Source organism: Niveispirillum sp. GW835-FHT14G11, assembly GCF_058793615.1.
The window spans coordinates 429,534-444,793 of record NZ_JBXAFZ010000001.1 but is presented as its reverse complement, the minus strand read 5'-3'; the positions used below and the strand labels follow the sequence as shown (position 1 = coordinate 444,793).

Annotated in this window: 15 protein-coding genes; 10 read left to right on the top strand and 5 right to left on the bottom strand. The window is 67.2% G+C overall.

Features of this window, described 5'->3' with window-relative positions:
- The first annotated feature begins 17 nt into the window (after window positions 1-17).
- Window positions 18-815 carry a 4-hydroxy-tetrahydrodipicolinate reductase gene (gene dapB, locus AC1Q7F_RS02185; RefSeq protein ID WP_492503338.1) on the top strand — a complete coding sequence of 266 codons (798 nt, stop codon included), beginning with the start codon at window positions 18-20 and terminating at the stop codon, window positions 813-815.
- Here the strand turns inward: dapB and AC1Q7F_RS02180 are convergent, their stop codons facing one another.
- Window positions 816-2,414, bottom strand: coding sequence for a peptide ABC transporter substrate-binding protein (locus tag AC1Q7F_RS02180; RefSeq protein ID WP_492503336.1), 1,599 nt, complete (start codon window positions 2,412-2,414; stop codon window positions 816-818).
- A 48-nt stretch (window positions 2,415-2,462) separates the two neighbouring features.
- On the bottom strand, window positions 2,463-4,040 hold the full coding sequence (locus tag AC1Q7F_RS02175) for a peptide ABC transporter substrate-binding protein (protein WP_492503334.1): 1,578 nt from the start codon (window positions 4,038-4,040) through the stop codon (window positions 2,463-2,465).
- Window positions 4,041-4,192: 152 nt separating this feature from the next.
- On the opposite strand from AC1Q7F_RS02175, the gene AC1Q7F_RS02170 reads away from it, so the two are divergent.
- The 8 genes from AC1Q7F_RS02170 to AC1Q7F_RS02135 all read left to right on the top strand — a co-directional run bounded on the left by AC1Q7F_RS02170 (window position 4,193) and on the right by AC1Q7F_RS02135 (window position 12,257).
- Window positions 4,193-4,930, top strand: a complete 738-nt coding sequence (locus AC1Q7F_RS02170) for a TerC family protein (protein WP_492503332.1) — start codon at window positions 4,193-4,195, stop codon at window positions 4,928-4,930.
- 72 nt (window positions 4,931-5,002) lie between these two features.
- Entirely contained in the window at window positions 5,003-5,353 is a 351-nt protein-coding gene (locus tag AC1Q7F_RS02165) for a winged helix-turn-helix domain-containing protein (protein ID WP_492503330.1), read from the top strand.
- Window positions 5,354-5,375: 22 nt separating this feature from the next.
- Window positions 5,376-5,756 (top strand): type II toxin-antitoxin system RelE/ParE family toxin, encoded by a 381-nt coding sequence (locus AC1Q7F_RS02160; RefSeq protein ID WP_492503329.1) that lies wholly within the window; start codon window positions 5,376-5,378, stop codon window positions 5,754-5,756.
- A complete protein-coding gene (locus tag AC1Q7F_RS02155; RefSeq protein WP_492503327.1) occupies window positions 5,740-6,063 on the top strand; it encodes a helix-turn-helix domain-containing protein in 324 nt (107 codons plus the stop codon). Before AC1Q7F_RS02160 ends, AC1Q7F_RS02155 begins: the two co-directional genes overlap by 17 nt.
- A gap of 83 nt (window positions 6,064-6,146) precedes the next feature.
- Window positions 6,147-6,788, top strand: coding sequence for a thioredoxin domain-containing protein (locus tag AC1Q7F_RS02150; protein ID WP_492503325.1), 642 nt, complete (start codon window positions 6,147-6,149; stop codon window positions 6,786-6,788).
- Between the two features lie 51 nt (window positions 6,789-6,839).
- Entirely contained in the window at window positions 6,840-10,364 is a 3,525-nt protein-coding gene (smc, locus tag AC1Q7F_RS02145; protein WP_492503323.1) for a chromosome segregation protein SMC, read from the top strand.
- A 161-nt stretch (window positions 10,365-10,525) separates the two neighbouring features.
- A complete protein-coding gene (locus AC1Q7F_RS02140) occupies window positions 10,526-10,930 on the top strand; it encodes a tellurite resistance TerB family protein (protein WP_492503321.1) in 405 nt (134 codons plus the stop codon).
- A 22-nt stretch (window positions 10,931-10,952) separates the two neighbouring features.
- Window positions 10,953-12,257, top strand: coding sequence for an MFS transporter (locus AC1Q7F_RS02135; RefSeq protein ID WP_492503319.1), 1,305 nt, complete (start codon window positions 10,953-10,955; stop codon window positions 12,255-12,257).
- A 7-nt stretch (window positions 12,258-12,264) separates the two neighbouring features.
- Here the strand turns inward: AC1Q7F_RS02135 and AC1Q7F_RS02130 are convergent, their stop codons facing one another.
- The 3 genes from AC1Q7F_RS02130 to AC1Q7F_RS02120 all read right to left on the bottom strand — a co-directional run bounded on the left by AC1Q7F_RS02130 (window position 12,265) and on the right by AC1Q7F_RS02120 (window position 14,557).
- Window positions 12,265-13,035 carry a hypothetical protein gene (locus AC1Q7F_RS02130; RefSeq protein ID WP_492503317.1) on the bottom strand — a complete coding sequence of 257 codons (771 nt, stop codon included), beginning with the start codon at window positions 13,033-13,035 and terminating at the stop codon, window positions 12,265-12,267.
- A gap of 62 nt (window positions 13,036-13,097) precedes the next feature.
- Window positions 13,098-13,583 (bottom strand): PAS domain-containing protein, encoded by a 486-nt coding sequence (locus AC1Q7F_RS02125; RefSeq protein ID WP_492503315.1) that lies wholly within the window; start codon window positions 13,581-13,583, stop codon window positions 13,098-13,100.
- Between the two features lie 71 nt (window positions 13,584-13,654).
- Window positions 13,655-14,557 carry a LysR family transcriptional regulator ArgP gene (locus AC1Q7F_RS02120; protein ID WP_492503313.1) on the bottom strand — a complete coding sequence of 301 codons (903 nt, stop codon included), beginning with the start codon at window positions 14,555-14,557 and terminating at the stop codon, window positions 13,655-13,657.
- 101 nt (window positions 14,558-14,658) lie between these two features.
- Here AC1Q7F_RS02120 and AC1Q7F_RS02115 point away from each other — a divergent pair, with 101 nt between their 5' ends.
- Complete coding sequence (locus AC1Q7F_RS02115) at window positions 14,659-15,258, top strand: LysE/ArgO family amino acid transporter (protein WP_492503311.1); 600 nt, start codon at window positions 14,659-14,661, stop codon at window positions 15,256-15,258.
- The last annotated feature ends 2 nt before the right edge of the window (window positions 15,259-15,260 follow it).

Sequence of the window (15,260 nt, the reverse complement as noted above, 5' to 3'; positions counted from 1 at the left end):
CGCTTGGAGGCAAGGCGATGCGTATCGGGATCGTGGGCGGTGGTGGCCGCATGGGGCAGATGCTGATCCGTGAGGTGCTGGGCACCAAGGGTGCTGTCCTGTCCGGCGCCACGGAACGGCCCGGTTCGGCCAGCATCGGCCGTGACCTTGGCACCCTGGTCGGTGCCGATCCGCTGGGCATAGCCGTCACCGATGATGCCGCCGCCCTGTTCGCGACGTCGGATGCCGTCATCGACTTCACCGCCCCCGCCGCCACCGTGGCGCATGCGGCCCTGGCCGTTCAGCACGGCACCGCCCTGATCGTCGGCACCACGGGCCTGACCGCCGACGACCATGCCAGGCTGAACGAGGCCGGGGCCAAGGCGCCCTTGGTGGTGTCCGCCAATTTCAGCCTGGGTGTCACCCTGCTGGCCGGCCTGGTGCGCAAGGTTGCAGCCACGCTGGGTCCCGACTGGGACATTGAAATCATGGAGATGCACCACCGCCACAAGGTGGATGCGCCCAGCGGCACCGCCCTGGCCCTGGGACGGGCAGCAGCAGCCGGGCGCGGCGTCGACCTGATGGAAGTCAAGGATGCCGTGCGCGACGGGCATACGGGTGCGCGCAAGGTGGGCGATATCGGCTTTGCCACCCTGCGCGGCGGCGACGTGGTGGGCGACCATACCGTGCTGTTCGCGACCGAGGCCGAGCGCCTGGAACTGACCCACAAGGCCGGCAGCCGCGCCATCTTCGCCCGAGGTGCGGTCCGCGCCGCCCTGTGGGCCGCCGGCAAGGCACCGGGGGTCTACTCGATGGATGACGTGCTGGGGCTGTAACTACTTCGTCACTTCCAGATATTGTGACAGGTTGAAATCCAGCGGGTTGGGGACCCAGCCCTTGACCCGCGGATCGACCAGCCGGCGGCGGGTATTGTGGGTCAGCGGCACGATGCTGTTGGCGGCCAGCGCCAGGGCTTCGGCCTGCTTCATCAGCGCGATGCGCCGGGCCGGGTCGGTGCAGGCATTGGCCTCGTCCAGCAGTTTGTCATAGGCGGGGTTCTTGTATCCCGGCAGGTTCTGCTGCTCCACATCGCTGCGGAACAATTGCAGGAAGGAATTGGCATCCGGGTAGTCGCCGATCCAGGCATAATACATGATGTCCGGATAGCTCTTCTGGTTGCCGATATTGGCCACAACCCGGAATTCCTGATTGTTCAGCCGAGTCTTCACGCCCAGCTTCTGCCGCCACATGGCGGCCACGGCGACCACGACCTTGCGGGCATTGTCGTTGGTGTAATGCAGGATCTCGATCTCCGGCAGTTCCTTGGCCCCCGGCCCATAGCCGGCTTCGGCGAACAGCTTCTTCGCCAACTCGTCGCGCTCCGCCTGCGGCCAGGATGCCCATTCCGGCTTCGGCGGCTCATAACCGCCGACATTGCCCGGCGGCGTAAAGGTGAAGGCCGGCTTCTCGCCCCCGCCCACCACCTTGTCGGCGATGGTCTCCCGGTCCACGGCCAGGACCAGGGCGGCGCGCAGCTTGGCATTCGATTTCCACGGCTCGTTCTTCAGATTGAACGCCATGTAATAGGTGGAATAGGTCTGCCCCGCCATATAGGCCGATCCCAGATTTTCCTTGGCGAAGTTGATCTGCGGGTTGGGCAGCGTGTCGGTGACCAGCAGCTCCCCCGCCCGGAATTTCTTGAACTCCGTATCCTGATTGTCGATCGGGTAGGAGATCACGGTGTCGATCTTCACATTCGCGGCATCATGATAGTACGGATTCTTGACCGTCTTGATGTGCGATTGCGGCAGATAATCCACCAGCTTGTAAGCGCCGTTGGAGACCAGATTGCCGGGACTGGTGAAATTCTCCCCGAACGTGTCGATGTTCGCCTTGTTGACCGGCGCCATGGCCAGATGCTGGAGCGAGGCCAGGAAATAGCCGGTCGGCCGTTCCAACGTGACCCTCAGCGTGCTTGCATCCACCGCCTCCACCCCCAGCTTGTCCGTCGGCATCTTGCCCGCCGTCACCGCCGTGCCATTCACGATGGGCCAGACGAAATAGGCATAGGGCGAGGCATGCTTGGGATCGGCCAGCCGGCGCAAGGAATAGACGAAATCCGCCGCCGTCACCGCCGTGCCGTCCGACCATCTGGCGTCGGCGCGCAGGGTGAATGTGTAGATCTTGCCATCGGCGCTGACGCTGTGGCCCACCGCCACGCCCTTGCGCGCCTGACCCTTGGCGTCCAGGGAATAAAGCCCTTCGAACAGGTCGTAGATGATGCGCGCGGCCGGCTGCAATTCCGACTTGGTGGGGTCCAGCGTGTCGGGCGAGGCGCCGGAACCGCGCGTATAGACCATCTCGGCCTGGGCAGGGAGCGACAAGGGTGCCAGCGCGAAGGCGGCCAGCAGCGGCAAGAGGCGGATATTCTTCATGGGGTGCGAGCGTCCGATCAGGGGAAGGCGGCAACGGTCAAGGGCTTGTCAGCCCTTCACATCCAGGAACCGGGTCGGGTTCTGGTCCAGCGGTGCCTTGACCCAGCCCACGACGCGCGGGCTGACCAGGCGGCGGCGGGTATTGTGATAGACCGGGATCAGGGGGAAATCGGCCAGGTACAGGCTTTCCGCCTGCCCCAGCAGGGCCAGCCGTTCCGCCGGGTCCAGGCTGGCATTGGCCCGGTCCAGCAGCGCGTCGTAAGCCTTGTTCTGATAGGCGGGATAGTTCTGCTGGGCGACGTCGCTGCGCAGCAGCTTCAGGAAATTGATGGGATCGGCGAAATCACCGATCCAGCCATAGAACAGCACGTCCTTATAGGTCTTCTGATTGCCGATGGAGGAGACGACGCGGAATTCCTGGTTGTTGAGGACCGTCTCCACCCCCAGTTTCTGCTTCCACATGGCGGCCACGGCCACCAGGGTGCGCTTGTTGTTCTCGCTCTGGCTCAACAGCACCTCCACGGGCGGCAGTGGCTTGCCGCCCGGGCCATACCCGGCCTCGGCCAGCAGCTTCCTGGCCAGCACGTCGCGTTCCTTCTGCGGCAGTGCCGCCCAGTCCGGCATCGGCGGCTCATACCCCGCCACCCGGCCGGGGGGCGTGAAGGTGTAGGCCGGGCGCAGGTCACCCTGCAGCACCTTCTCCACGATCACCTCGCGATCGATGGCGATAGACAGGGCAGCGCGTAGCTTCGGGTTCGACTTCCACGGCTCATGCGTCAGGTTCAGCGCCATGAAGTAAGTGGAATATGTGGGAGTCGGGGTATAGTCCGCTTGTGCCTCGGTTCGCGCCCATTCCACAGCCGTGATGGGCAGGGTGTAGGTGACGTCCAATTCCCCGGCGCGATAGCGTTTCAGTTCGGTATCGTTGTTCTCCGTCACATAATGCATGACGGTGTCGATCTTCACATTCGCCGCGTCGCGGAAATTGGGGTTCTTCACCAGCTTCAGATGCGTCTGCGGGATCGATTCCACCAGCTTGTAGGCGCCGTTGCCCACCACCTGGCCGGCCGGCACCCCTTCCTTGACCGGCGACATCGACTGGTGCGCCACCTGACCCAGGAAATAGGCAGCGGGTTCCACCAGCCTGACCCGGAAGATCAGGTCGCCCACGGCCTCCACCCCCAGTTCCGCCGGGGGCTTGGTGCCGGCCGTCACCTCCTTGCCATTGACGATGGGCCAGACGTAATAGGCATAGGGGGAGGCCTGTACCGGGCTGGCCAGGCGGCGCCAAGCATAGACGAAATCCTTAGCCGTCACCTTCGACCCGTCCGACCAGCGACCCTCGGGACGCAGGTGGAACGTATAGGTCTTGCCATCCGGGCTAACCTCCCAACTGGCGGCGGCGCCGACGATGGGCTTGCCGTCGGCCCCCGGGGTCAGCAGACCTTCATACAGGTCGTATATGACGATGGATTCGGGATGCAGGTCGGCCTTGCCGGGATCGATGGTGCCGGGCGCCGACCCGATGCCGCGCCGGAACACCGTCTCCGCCCCCACCTCCAGCGGTGCCATCAGCGGCAGCAGGGCCAGGGAGGAGAGGAGCAGCGTGCGGGCCAGACGGCGCATGGGCATGGTTTCCTTGGGTGTCCGATTTGCCGGTCACGCTATGCCCGAAGGCGCCCGCCCGCAAGGGCCGCTAAGGCCTGCTTGCGCGGCGGCAAATGGTCCCAATATGGTGCTATCCTTAACGAACCATTTCCATTGGCAGGTGGAATACAATGTTTGAGTGGCTATCCGACCCGAATGCCTGGGCCAGTCTGGCGACCTTGACGGCGCTGGAGATCGTGCTGGGCATCGACAACATCATCTTCATTTCGATCATGGCCAACCGTTTGCCCGAAGCGCAGCGCGCCAAGGCACGGCAGCTGGGCCTGGCGCTGGCGCTGATCATGCGCCTGGGCCTGCTGGCGTCGATCGCCTGGATCGTGTCGCTGACCGAGCCCTTGTTCAGCGCCTTCGGCCTGGACATCTCGGCCCGCGACCTGATCCTGCTGGGCGGCGGCCTGTTCTTGTTGTGGAAGGGCACGCAGGAGATCCACCACACGATGGAAGGCCAGCACGAGGACGAGGGCAAGCCCCGTGCCGTGGCCACCTTCGGCGGTGTCATCGCCCAGATCCTGGTCCTGGACATCGTCTTCTCGCTGGACAGCGTCATCACGGCCGTGGGCATGGCCAATGACCTGCCGGTGATGATCACGGCCGTCATCATCGCCGTCGCCGTCATGCTGTTCGCGGCGGGCCCGACGTCGAAATTCGTGCAGGACCATCCGACGGTGAAGATGCTGGCGCTCGCCTTCCTGATCCTGGTGGGCGTGGCCCTGATCGCCGACGGGCTGCATTTCCACATCCCCAAGGCCTATCTCTACTTCGCCATCGCCTTCTCGGTGGGGGTGGAGAGCCTGAACCTGCTGGCCGCCAAGAAGCGGCGGGCCAAGGCGGGTGCGGGCGGCCATTGACGCCGGCACCCATTCGCACCCAATTGTTGGGGCGGCCGGCAACGGCCGCCCCTTTTCATGCCGGATGGAACCATGACCCGCCTGACCCTGCGCCTGGACTTCGCCAATGGCAGCCAGATCGGCCCCGGCAAGATTCGGCTGCTGGAAGCCATCGGTCAGACGGGCTCCATTGCCGCGGCGGGCCGGTCCATGGGCATGTCCTATCGCCGGGCCTGGCTGCTGGTCGACCAGATCAACCGCGCCTTCGCCGAACCTGCGGTGACCGGCCAGACCGGTGGCAGCGGCGGCGGCGGCACGGCCCTGACCGGCTGGGGCCGGGAACTGGTGGCGCTGTACCGGCAGGCGGAGGCGGACAGCCTGCGCGCCAATGCCGACGCACTGGCGCGGATGGAGGAGATGCTGGGGGCGGTTTGCCAAGAATAGCACCTGGTGCTACCCTTCTCGTATGATCGATAGCATCCCCACGGTGCGGGTGTTCAAAACCGCCTGGTTCGCCAGGGCGGCCAGGAAGGCACGGATCGACGACAATGAACTGTGCACGGCCATAAGGGCTGTGATGCGGGGACAAGCGGACGACTTGGGCGGCGGCGTCTTCAAGAAGCGGCTGGACCAGAACCGGCAACGCAGCATCATCGTTGCCAAGGGCCGGCGGTATTGGGTCTACGCCTATCTTTTCGCCAAACAGGATCGTGCCAATATCGATGCTGACGAGTTACAGGCCTTCCGGGCACTGGCCGATCTGTACTCCCGGAAGGGCAACGCCGAGATCGACCGTGAAATACAGGCCGGGGAACTGATGGAGATTTGTCATGGCAGTGAAGCGTGAATTCAGGAGTGATGCCTTTGCGGCGATCCACAGCGCCGTGTCCGGCATGGATCGTGCCGGCACCATCGACAAGGCCACCCTTCGGCAATTCGACGAAACCTGCCTTGTGGCACCGGGACTGCTGGCTCCCGACGACATCAAACGAATCAGGCAGGATAACAAGGTCAGCCAGCCCGTCTTTGCCCGCTACCTGAACACCAGCGAGAGTACGGTGGAAAAATGGGAAAGCGGCGCCAAGCGGCCGAGCGGCATGGCGCTGAAACTGCTTTCTCTAGTGCAGAAGCACGGACTGCATATCCTGGCCTGAGAGTGCGACAGGGATCGCCTTGCCGCCGCCATGATCATCCCCCTATAGTCGGGCGGACATTTCCCCTGGTGGAGTTTCTACCCGTGAGCGGTTTCGACTTTTCCCGCCGTCAGATCCTGGCCGCCGGTGCCGTCCTGTCGCTGGTGCCCGCCCTGCCGGCCCTGGGCCAGGCCGCCCCCGTCATCGACGTGAAGGCCGCCACGGCCGACATCGTCTATGGCAGCACAACGGCCAAGGTGACGGTGGTCGAATATGCCTCTCTCGCCTGCTCGCACTGCGCGCATTTCGAGAAAGAGATGCTGCCCACCTTCAAGAAGGAATTCATCGATACCGGCGAGGTGAAGCTGATCTTCCGCGACTATCCGCTGAACGGGCCGGGTCTGCGCGCCCATATGCTGATGCGCTGTGCCGGCGGGGCCAAGACCCAGGCGCTGAAGACCGCGATCTTCGGCAGCCAGGCCACCTGGCTGAACCAGAACTTCCTGGCCAACCTGGCCAATATCGGCAAACTGGCCGGCGTGTCGCAGGCGCAGTTCGATGCCTGCATGGCCACCAAGCCGCTGGAAGATTTCATCATCAAGAGCCAGTACACGGCCCAGCAGGAACATCAGGTCAACTCCACGCCGACCTTCATCGTGAATGGTGAATATGTCATCGCCGGTGCATACCTGGATCAGTTGACCGACGCCGTGATCAAGGCCGGCGCCAAGCGCAAGGCGTCGTAACTCCATGCGGGCGTAAGCTGCTTCCTCCCGTTTTTCGGACCTGATGCGCCCGTGCAGTTCACCAAGCTCCGCCTTTCCGGCTTCAAATCCTTCGTCGATCAGACAGAGCTGCTGATCGAGCCGGGGATGACCGGCGTTGTCGGCCCCAATGGCTGCGGCAAGTCCAACCTGCTGGAGGCATTGCGCTGGGCCATGGGCGAAACCTCCGCCAAGCGCATGCGCGGCGAGGATATGGATGATGTCATCTTCGGCGGCACTGCCACGCGTCCGGCCCGCAATATCTGCGAAGTGACCATGGTGCTGGGCAACAATGCCCGCACCGCCCCCCCGCCCTTCACCGACGCGGATGAACTGGAGATCACCCGCCGGCTGGAGCGCGGGTCGGGGTCGGATTACCGCATCAATGGCAAGCTGGTGCGGGCCCGCGACGTACAGATCCTGTTCGCCGACCATTCGTCGGGCGCCAACAGCCCGTCCATGGTCAGCCAGGGCCGCGTCGGCGCCCTGATCAATGCCAGGCCCGCCGACCGTCGGCAATTGCTGGAGGAGGCGGCGGGCATTTCCGGCCTGCATGCACGGCGGCATGAGGCCGAACTGCGCCTGCGTGCGGCGGAGACCAACCTGACCCGGCTGGAAGATGTGCTGGCCGCCATGGACGGGCAGCTTCAGGGCCTGCGCAAACAGGCCCGCCAGGCCCAGCGCTACCGCCAGGTGCAGGACCATATCCGCCGGGCCGAGGCGCAGCTGTTGCATCAGCGCTGGGCAGAAGCGAACCGGCTGCTGGACCGCGCCCGCGACAGCCACGCCGCCGCCGACGCCGCCGTGCGCGACCGGATGCTGGCGGTGACATCCATCGTCACGGCCCGTGACGCGGCGGCCGACGCCGTGCCGCCCCTGCGCCAGGAGGATGTCGGCGCCGGGGCCGCGCTTCAGCGCCTGATCGTGGCGCGCGAGCAGCTGGACGCGGAGGAGGTGCGGGTCAAGGAGGCGCACGGCGCCACCCAGCGCCGGCTGGCGCAACTGGCCACCGATCTGGCCCGCGAGCGCTCCCTGGCCGCCGATGCCGACAGCGCTGCGGCCCGGCTGGCCGAGGAGCGTGCCGGCCTGCTGGACGCACAGGGCGAGGAGGCGATGGAGCTGGAGGCGGCGGAAGAGGTGCTGCTGACGGCCCGCGATGCGGTGGAGGCGGCAGAGCGCGACCTGTCCCGCGCCCTGGAAAAGGCCGCATCGGAGGACGCCGCCCGCAGCGCCGCATCCGGCCGGCTGCGCGATGCCCAGGCGCGGCTGGCCACGCTGGAGAAGCGGCTGGCGGAACAGTCCGGACAGTTGGCGGCCCTGGAGGCCCGGATCAGCGACGCGACGGTGCTGGAGGCGGCGGCCGAAGCCCTGGCCCTGGCGGAGGAGCGGCTGGAACTGGCCCGTGCGGCGGCAGAAGAAGCGGAGGCCACCAAACAGGCGGCCGACGGAGCCCTGGAACAGGTGCGCACCGACGGCCAGGATGCGCTGGCGGCAGCGCGGGCCGCCCTTTCCAGCGCCGAGGCACGGGGCACCCTGCTGCGGGCCGAGCGCGACGGGCTGCGCGCTTTGTTAAATCTGGAGGAGGAGGACCTGTTCCCGCCGCTGATCGATGCGGTGACGGTCGCCGCCGGCTATGAACAGGCGTTGGCCGCCGCCCTGGGGGACGATCTGACGGCACCGCTGGACGAGGCGGCGGCGCGGCATTGGCGCGGCCTGCCGCCGCTGGCCGCCATCGCCCCGCTGCCGGATGGGGTGACGGCGCTGTCGGCCCATGTGCGGGGGCCGGCGGAGCTGGGGCGCTGCCTGTCGCATATCGGGCTGGTGGCGGATGTGGCAACGGCGCGGCGGCTGGCCCCAAGCCTGTCTGCCGGCCAGATGCTGGTCAGCCGCGATGGCGGGGCCTGGCGATGGGACGGGCTGACCAGCACGCCGGGCGCACCCACGGCCGCCGCCATTCGCCTGACCCAGCGCAACCGGCTGGCCGAGATCGAGGCGGAGCTGGAAGCGGCGGAAACAGCGACGGCCGCAGCGCGACAGGCCCATGCCAATGTGGCGGCCGATGCCGACGCCGCCATCCTGGCCGCCAGGCGGGCGCAGGAGGCGGCGATGGCCGGCGACCGGCAGGCACGCGAATCGGTGCGGCTGGCCTTCACCGGCGTCGATCAGGCGCGCAGCGCCCAATCCCGCCTGACGGGAGAGGCCGCCGCCGCACGGTCAAAGCGTGATGCCATGGCCCAGGCGCTGGACGTGCTGAGCGCCGACAAGGGGGATGCCGCACGGCTGACCGTCGAGGCGCAAAGTGCCCTGGACGCCCTGCCCAACCCGACCCTGGCCCGTATGGGGGTGGCCGATGCCCGCGGGATGCTGGCCGAACAGCGGGGGCACCTGACGGGCGCGCAAGGAACCGTGGACCGGGTACGGCGCGAAGCGGAACAGCGCCGTCGCCGCCTTTCGGCGCTGGAGGCTGAAGAGGCCTCCTGGAAGGCCCGCGTCGCGGGAGCGGCGGCACGCCTGTCGGAACTGACGGAGCGGGCCGAGGAAGGGCGGGCGGAGTTGGAAGCCCTGGCCGAACGGCCCGTGGAAATCGAGGCAGAGCGCGAGGCCCTGCGTGGCCACATCGCCACCGCCGAACGCCGCCGCCGACAGACGGGCGACGCCCTGGCCGAGGCGGAGACGGCCCTGTCCCAGAGCGACCAGGATGTGCGCAAGGCTGAATCAGCCCTGGCCGACGCCCGCGAGGCCCGCGCCCATGCCGAGGCCGCCGTGGCCCAGTCGCTGACCGCGCTGGCGGGCCTGGTGGAACGGGTGCGGGAGAAGCTGGATTGCGAGCCGGGCGAGGTGCTTGCCGTGGCCGACGTCGAGGCGGATGAGGAGATGCCGCCGCCCGCCCAGTTGGAACAGCGGCTGGCGCGGCTGCTGGAGGACCGGGAACGCATCGGCCCCGTCAACCTGCGAGCCGAGACTGAACTGGCGGAACTGGAGGCGCAGACGGCCAGACTGACGGCCGAGTGCTCCGACCTGACCGCTGCCATCGCGCGGCTTCGGCAGGGTATTGGCGCCATCAACCGCGAGGCGCGGGAGAAGCTGCTGGCCAGCTTCGAATTGGTGGACGGGCATTTCCAGCGCCTGTTCACACGCCTGTTCGGCGGCGGCGCGGCGCATCTGAAGCTGACCGAATCGGAAGACCCGCTGGATGCGGGGCTGGAGATCTATGCCAGCCCGCCGGGCAAGAAATTGCAGGTCCTGTCGCTGCTGTCGGGTGGGGAACAGGCGCTGACGGCGCTGTCGCTGCTGTTCGCCGTGTTCTTGTGCAACCCCGCCCCGGTCTGCGTGCTGGACGAGGTGGACGCGCCCCTGGACGAGGCCAATGTCGGCCGCTTCTGCGACATGGTGGAGGAGATGGCGGCCGACGGCGCCACCCGCTTCCTGATCGTCACCCACCACCGGCTGACCATGGCCCGCATGCACCGGCTGTTCGGCGTCACCATGATGGAACGCGGCGTCAGCCAGCTTGTCTCCGTCGATCTGGCACGGGCAGCGGAGATGGTGGACGCCTGAGGCTCTATATGGCCTCCCGATGAATTGAACGCATAGGGAGTTGTCATAACCCGCCCCTCCCACGCCAAGACGTCTCATGGGCTTAATACCGTGCCGTGCTTGACGGCGGCGGTGGCTTTGCACCCTACTGGCGGCAGTTGCCCGTCCGACAGGAGAACAGGATGATCGATCATCACCGCGCCCTGATCTATGCCATGGTGCTGACCTCGGCATCCGACGGCAACATGACCGACGCGGAGCTTCACGCCATCGGCGAGAATATCCGTTTCCTGCCGGTCTTCGCCGATTTCGATGCGCACAAGCTGCCGCAGGTGGCCAGCGAATGTACGGAGTTGCTGGAGGCCAGCGACGGGCTGGACGTGGCCATCGCCATGATCAAGCGGTCCCTGCCCAAGAGCCTGCGTGAGACGGCCTATATGCTGGCCTGTGAGGTGGTGGCCGCCGATCGCACCGCCAGCCAGGAGGAACTGCGCCTGCTGGAACTGCTGCGCCACGGGCTGGACGTGGACCGGCTGACGGCCGCCGCCCTGGAACGCGGTGCGCGTGCCCGCTACACGGTCGCCTGAGATCATGGCGCCAGCCCCCCTGATGCCCCGGGCCGTCGCGGGCTGGTGCCTGTACGACTGGGCCATGTCGGCCTTCAACACCGTCATCGGCACCTTCGTCTTCTCCGTCTATTTCACCAAGGGTGTGGCGGCGGACCCGGACCAGGGGTCGGCCGACTGGGCGTTCATGCTGGGCCTGTCGGGGCTGGCCATCGCGCTGCTGTCGCCGGTTCTGGGCGCCATCGCCGACCGGGGCGGACCGATCAAGCCCTGGCTGGCCATCTGCACCATGGTCGCCGTGGCGGGATCGGCCCTGCTCTGGCTGATCCGGCCCGATCCCGCCTATGCGCTGCCTGCCCTGCTGCTGGTCGGCATCGCCAGTACGGCGTTTGAACTGTCCAACGTCTTCTACAACGCGCTGCTGCCCGTCATCACCCCGCGCAGCCATCTGGGCCGCGTGTCGGGCTGGGGCTGGGGCGTGGGTTATCTGGGCGGGCTGGTCTGTCTGGTCCTGTGCCTGGTTCTGCTGCTGCAGGCCGATCCGCCGCTGTTCGGCCTGATCGGGAAGGATGCGGCGCAGCCGGTGCGCGCCACTTCCGTCCTGGTGGCCGTCTGGTACGCGATCTTCGCGCTGCCCCTGTTCCTGCTGGTACCGGACCGGGCACGCGATGCTGGCGTGACGGCGGCAAGGGCGGTGCGAGAGGGGCTGGCCGGGCTGTGGGGCACGCTGAAAGCCATGCCGCGCCATGCCAACACCCTGCGTTTCCTGATCGCCAGCGCGCTGTGGCGCGACGGGATCAATACCATCACCGCCTTTGGCGGCATCTATGCCGGCATCGTCTTCGGCATGGTGGAGGCACAGTTGATCCTGTTCGCCATCGCCTTGAACGTGGCGGCCGGGCTTGGCGCCATCGGCTTTGCCTGGGCCGATGACAAGCTGGGAGCGAAGCCGACCCTGCTGGTCAGCCTGGTCGGGCTGATCATCACCGGCACCGCGATGGTGCTGGTCGGCACGTCCTGGTGGGACTGGGCGCCGGTGCTGTCGCTGCCGCTGGATTTCACGCCCGACCAGCAATGGCTGCTGCTGCTGGGCATGGGGCTGGGCCTGTTCTTTGGGCCGGCACAGGCCGCGGCGCGGTCGATGATGGCCCGCATCTCCCCGCCCGGACTGGAGACCGAATTCTTCGGCATCTATGCCCTGACCGGGCGGGCCGTGGGCGTGTTGGGGCCGCTGGCCTATGGCACGGCCGTCACGGCACTCGGCACCCAACGGGCGGGCATGGCCACCGTGATCGTGCTGTTCCTGCTGGGCATCGCCCTGCTGTCGACGGTGACGGAGCGGCGGTGAGGCGCGCCTATTTCATCACATAGGGTTTGCCGGCCAGATCGTACATCACCGATCCCTGGGGGACCGCGTTCAGGTTGATGCTGCGCCGGCCGCCCATTGCGGGCTGCCCGTCATAGTGCCAGAGATCGTCGCTGTTCACATAGTAAACGGCGCTGGTGCGGAAGGTGTAGTAACCTTCGCGCGCGATGGAGACGGTCAGGACCATTTCCGTATCGGTTTCCGGCGGCTTGGCATTCAGGGCCTCCAGCCCCACGGCCGCCACCCCGGCGGAGATGCCCCAGGGGAATTTCGGCAGGTCCCCACCCGTGAGACGGGAGGCCAGACCGACACCGGCAGCCAGAATGGTCAGGGGACCGGGGAACGGGTCGGCGGCGATGCGCGGGCCGCTGCTTTTCACCGTCAGCACGTCGATACCCACGGCCACAACGTCGGGCCGCGCATCGACGGAGACCAGATGGCCCTGCTGCACCAGCCTGGTGGTCACGGCGGACAGGAAGGCGTCGGCGAACAGCGTATCGTCCCGGCGCATCATATAGACCTGGACCGGCACCTTCCTGCCCATCTGGAACTCCAGGTGGGCGGAAATTGCCGAGGCGACGTCATCGGCCACCACCTGCCACTGCCCGGCCGATTGCAGCACCGGCTGTGGCTTCATCGGCATGGAAACCGCCAGCGGCCGCGCCGAACAGCCCGCCAGCCCCAGGCAGAGAGCCGTGGTCAGCAGGCACACCGTGGCGTTGCGGATGATCTGGCTTCTGGAGATGGAAGGGCGGTTCATGGCGGGGCGTCCGGTTCGATCTGCGATTTGCCCCTTGCCCAAGCAACCGGCGTGCCAGCTTGTCAGAACGACCGTGCCGTGGTGACGCCAAGCACCCCCAGAAGGCTCCCGTCCGGCCCACCCACCGGCAGGGCCAGCGCCTCCACCTCCAACAGCCGACCGTCGGACATCACCGATTGTTCGGCGGCAAAGCGCATGGGCCGGCCGCTGGCCGCCACGGAGCCGAGGACGCGCATGATGCGGGCGAATACCGGCTGGCGCGCAAACTCGCTGATCCGGCGCCCGGTCGGGTCGATGCCGTAATTTTCCATGGTGGTCCGGCCAAAGAAGCGGCCGATGAAATCAGGGCGTTCCCCCTGCACGATGATTTCCAGGTACCAGAGATCGTCGGACAGGACGGCCTGCGCCGCCGGCAGCAGCCGATCCGCCACGGGCAGTTCCTGTCCCGGCGCGATGGCAGCCACCCAGGCGTCATAGAGAAGCCGCAGATGCGGATGGCGCAACTGGTCGCGCCCCTCCACGGGATCAAGGGTGAATGCATCGCTCATGACCGCCGAACTCCCGCCCCCCGGCCAACCCAGGGTGGCGGGAAAGGGCGGGCAGCGCAAGCCGGTAAGCATCATCCCGTCGCGAAAGGCAGCAAATGCTCCGCCGCTGCCCGCCGCACGGCGCGGGTCAAGTCGGACAGGGTGGCGCTGGCCATGCGGCTGCGCTGCCAGACCAGGGGCACATCCAGCTCCGTCCCCGGCAGCAATGGCACCAGCCGCCCCGTGGCCAGATGCGGCCCCGCCAACAGCACCGGATTCATGCCCCAGCCGATGCCGGCCAATGCCGCATCAATGAAAGCCTGGGAGGAGGGCAGCCAGTGGGTGGGTGGCGACAGGGCGCCCCCCGCCGGGCCCAGCGCCTGGGCCCGCCAGGCCGCCTGCAGACCATCCTTGGCATTGAAGGTCAGGCAGGGCGCTCGGGCCAGCGCTTCAACCGTCACCCCATCGGGGAAATACCGGCGCATGAAACCGGGGCTGGCCGTCGCCACATAACGCAGCACACCCAGCGGATGGAGGTCGCAGCCCGGCACGGTGCCGCCGCCCGCCGTGACGGCGGCCAGCACCTCTCCCTTGCGCAGCCAGTCCGCACTGTGATCCTGGTCGTCCAGCACCAGATCGAACAGGCTGTCGGGCAGGGCCGCCATGGCCGTGATGAACCAGGTTGCCAAACTGTCGGCATTGACCGCAACGCGCAGTGGCACCCGTGCGGCGGCCGGGGCCAGCCCCGGCAATGCCGCCGGCAGCTCGCTTTCCAGCAGTGCCACCTGTTCGGCGTGCTGGCACAGGCGCAGGCCGGCCGGCGTGGCGGTGCAGGGCTGACCGCGCACCACCAGTACCGTACCCATCCGTTCCTCCAGCAGCTTCACGCGCTGGGAAATGGCGGAAGGGGTGAGGTGCAGCTGTCGCGCGGCCCGGTCGAACCCGCCAGTGCGGATCACGGCGGCCAGCGCCTCCAGCAAGGCATAGTCCAGCATGGATGAAATATCGCTTAATCGTGATTAGAAGGATTATCTACGCTAATCCAATGCCCGGTGATACGCCGAAGATGTAACGCCCTCCTGCCGCCGGTATCGCCATGACCGCCCATATCCTGCCAGGCTTTCTCCTGGGACTGAGCCTGATCGTCGCCATCGGCGCACAGAACGCCTTCGTGCTGCGACAGGGCCTGCGGGGGGAGCATGTGTGGGCGGTCAGCCTGACCTGCGCGTGCTCCGACGCGCTGCTGATCCTGGCGGGGGTGGAAGGGCTGGGCAGGATACAGGCAGCGGTGCCGGCCATCGTGCCCCTGATGCGCTACGCCGGGGCGGCGTTCCTGCTGGCCTATGCGGCGCGTGCGGCATGGTCGGCGCTGCGCCCCGGCACGGGCCTGTCACCGGCAGGGGGAGCGGGAAAGGGATTGGCGGCAACGCTGGCCACCTGCCTGGCGCTGACCTGGCTGAACCCGCATGTCTATCTGGACACGGTGCTGCTGATCGGGTCGATCGCCGCCGGACATGGGGAGGATCGGCACGGATTCGCCCTGGGCGCCATCGCCGCCTCTTTCACCTTCTTCCTGGCACTGGGTCACGGAGCGCGGCTTCTGCGCCCGCTGTTCGCCCGGCCCGGCACCTGGCGGGTGCTGGACGGGGTCATTGCCCTGACCATGGCCGGGCTGGGGGTCAAGCTGGTGGTGTGAGG

Excerpts from the sequence above, each read along its gene's own strand:
- dapB (WP_492503338.1), top strand. The coding sequence starts at position 18 with ATGCGTATCGGGATCGTGGGCGGTGGTGGCCGCATGGGGCAGATGCTG.
- AC1Q7F_RS02180 (WP_492503336.1), bottom strand. The coding sequence starts at position 2,414 with ATGAAGAATATCCGCCTCTTGCCGCTGCTGGCCGCCTTCGCGCTGGCA.
- AC1Q7F_RS02175 (WP_492503334.1), bottom strand. The coding sequence starts at position 4,040 with ATGCGCCGTCTGGCCCGCACGCTGCTCCTCTCCTCCCTGGCCCTGCTG.
- AC1Q7F_RS02170 (WP_492503332.1), top strand. The coding sequence starts at position 4,193 with ATGTTTGAGTGGCTATCCGACCCGAATGCCTGGGCCAGTCTGGCGACC.
- AC1Q7F_RS02165 (WP_492503330.1), top strand. The coding sequence starts at position 5,003 with ATGACCCGCCTGACCCTGCGCCTGGACTTCGCCAATGGCAGCCAGATC.
- AC1Q7F_RS02160 (WP_492503329.1), top strand. The coding sequence starts at position 5,376 with ATGATCGATAGCATCCCCACGGTGCGGGTGTTCAAAACCGCCTGGTTC.
- AC1Q7F_RS02155 (WP_492503327.1), top strand. The coding sequence starts at position 5,740 with ATGGCAGTGAAGCGTGAATTCAGGAGTGATGCCTTTGCGGCGATCCAC.
- AC1Q7F_RS02140 (WP_492503321.1), top strand. The coding sequence starts at position 10,526 with ATGATCGATCATCACCGCGCCCTGATCTATGCCATGGTGCTGACCTCG.
- AC1Q7F_RS02135 (WP_492503319.1), top strand. The coding sequence starts at position 10,953 with ATGCCCCGGGCCGTCGCGGGCTGGTGCCTGTACGACTGGGCCATGTCG.
- AC1Q7F_RS02130 (WP_492503317.1), bottom strand. The coding sequence starts at position 13,035 with ATGAACCGCCCTTCCATCTCCAGAAGCCAGATCATCCGCAACGCCACG.
- AC1Q7F_RS02125 (WP_492503315.1), bottom strand. The coding sequence starts at position 13,583 with ATGAGCGATGCATTCACCCTTGATCCCGTGGAGGGGCGCGACCAGTTG.
- AC1Q7F_RS02120 (WP_492503313.1), bottom strand. The coding sequence starts at position 14,557 with ATGCTGGACTATGCCTTGCTGGAGGCGCTGGCCGCCGTGATCCGCACT.
- AC1Q7F_RS02115 (WP_492503311.1), top strand. The coding sequence starts at position 14,659 with ATGACCGCCCATATCCTGCCAGGCTTTCTCCTGGGACTGAGCCTGATC.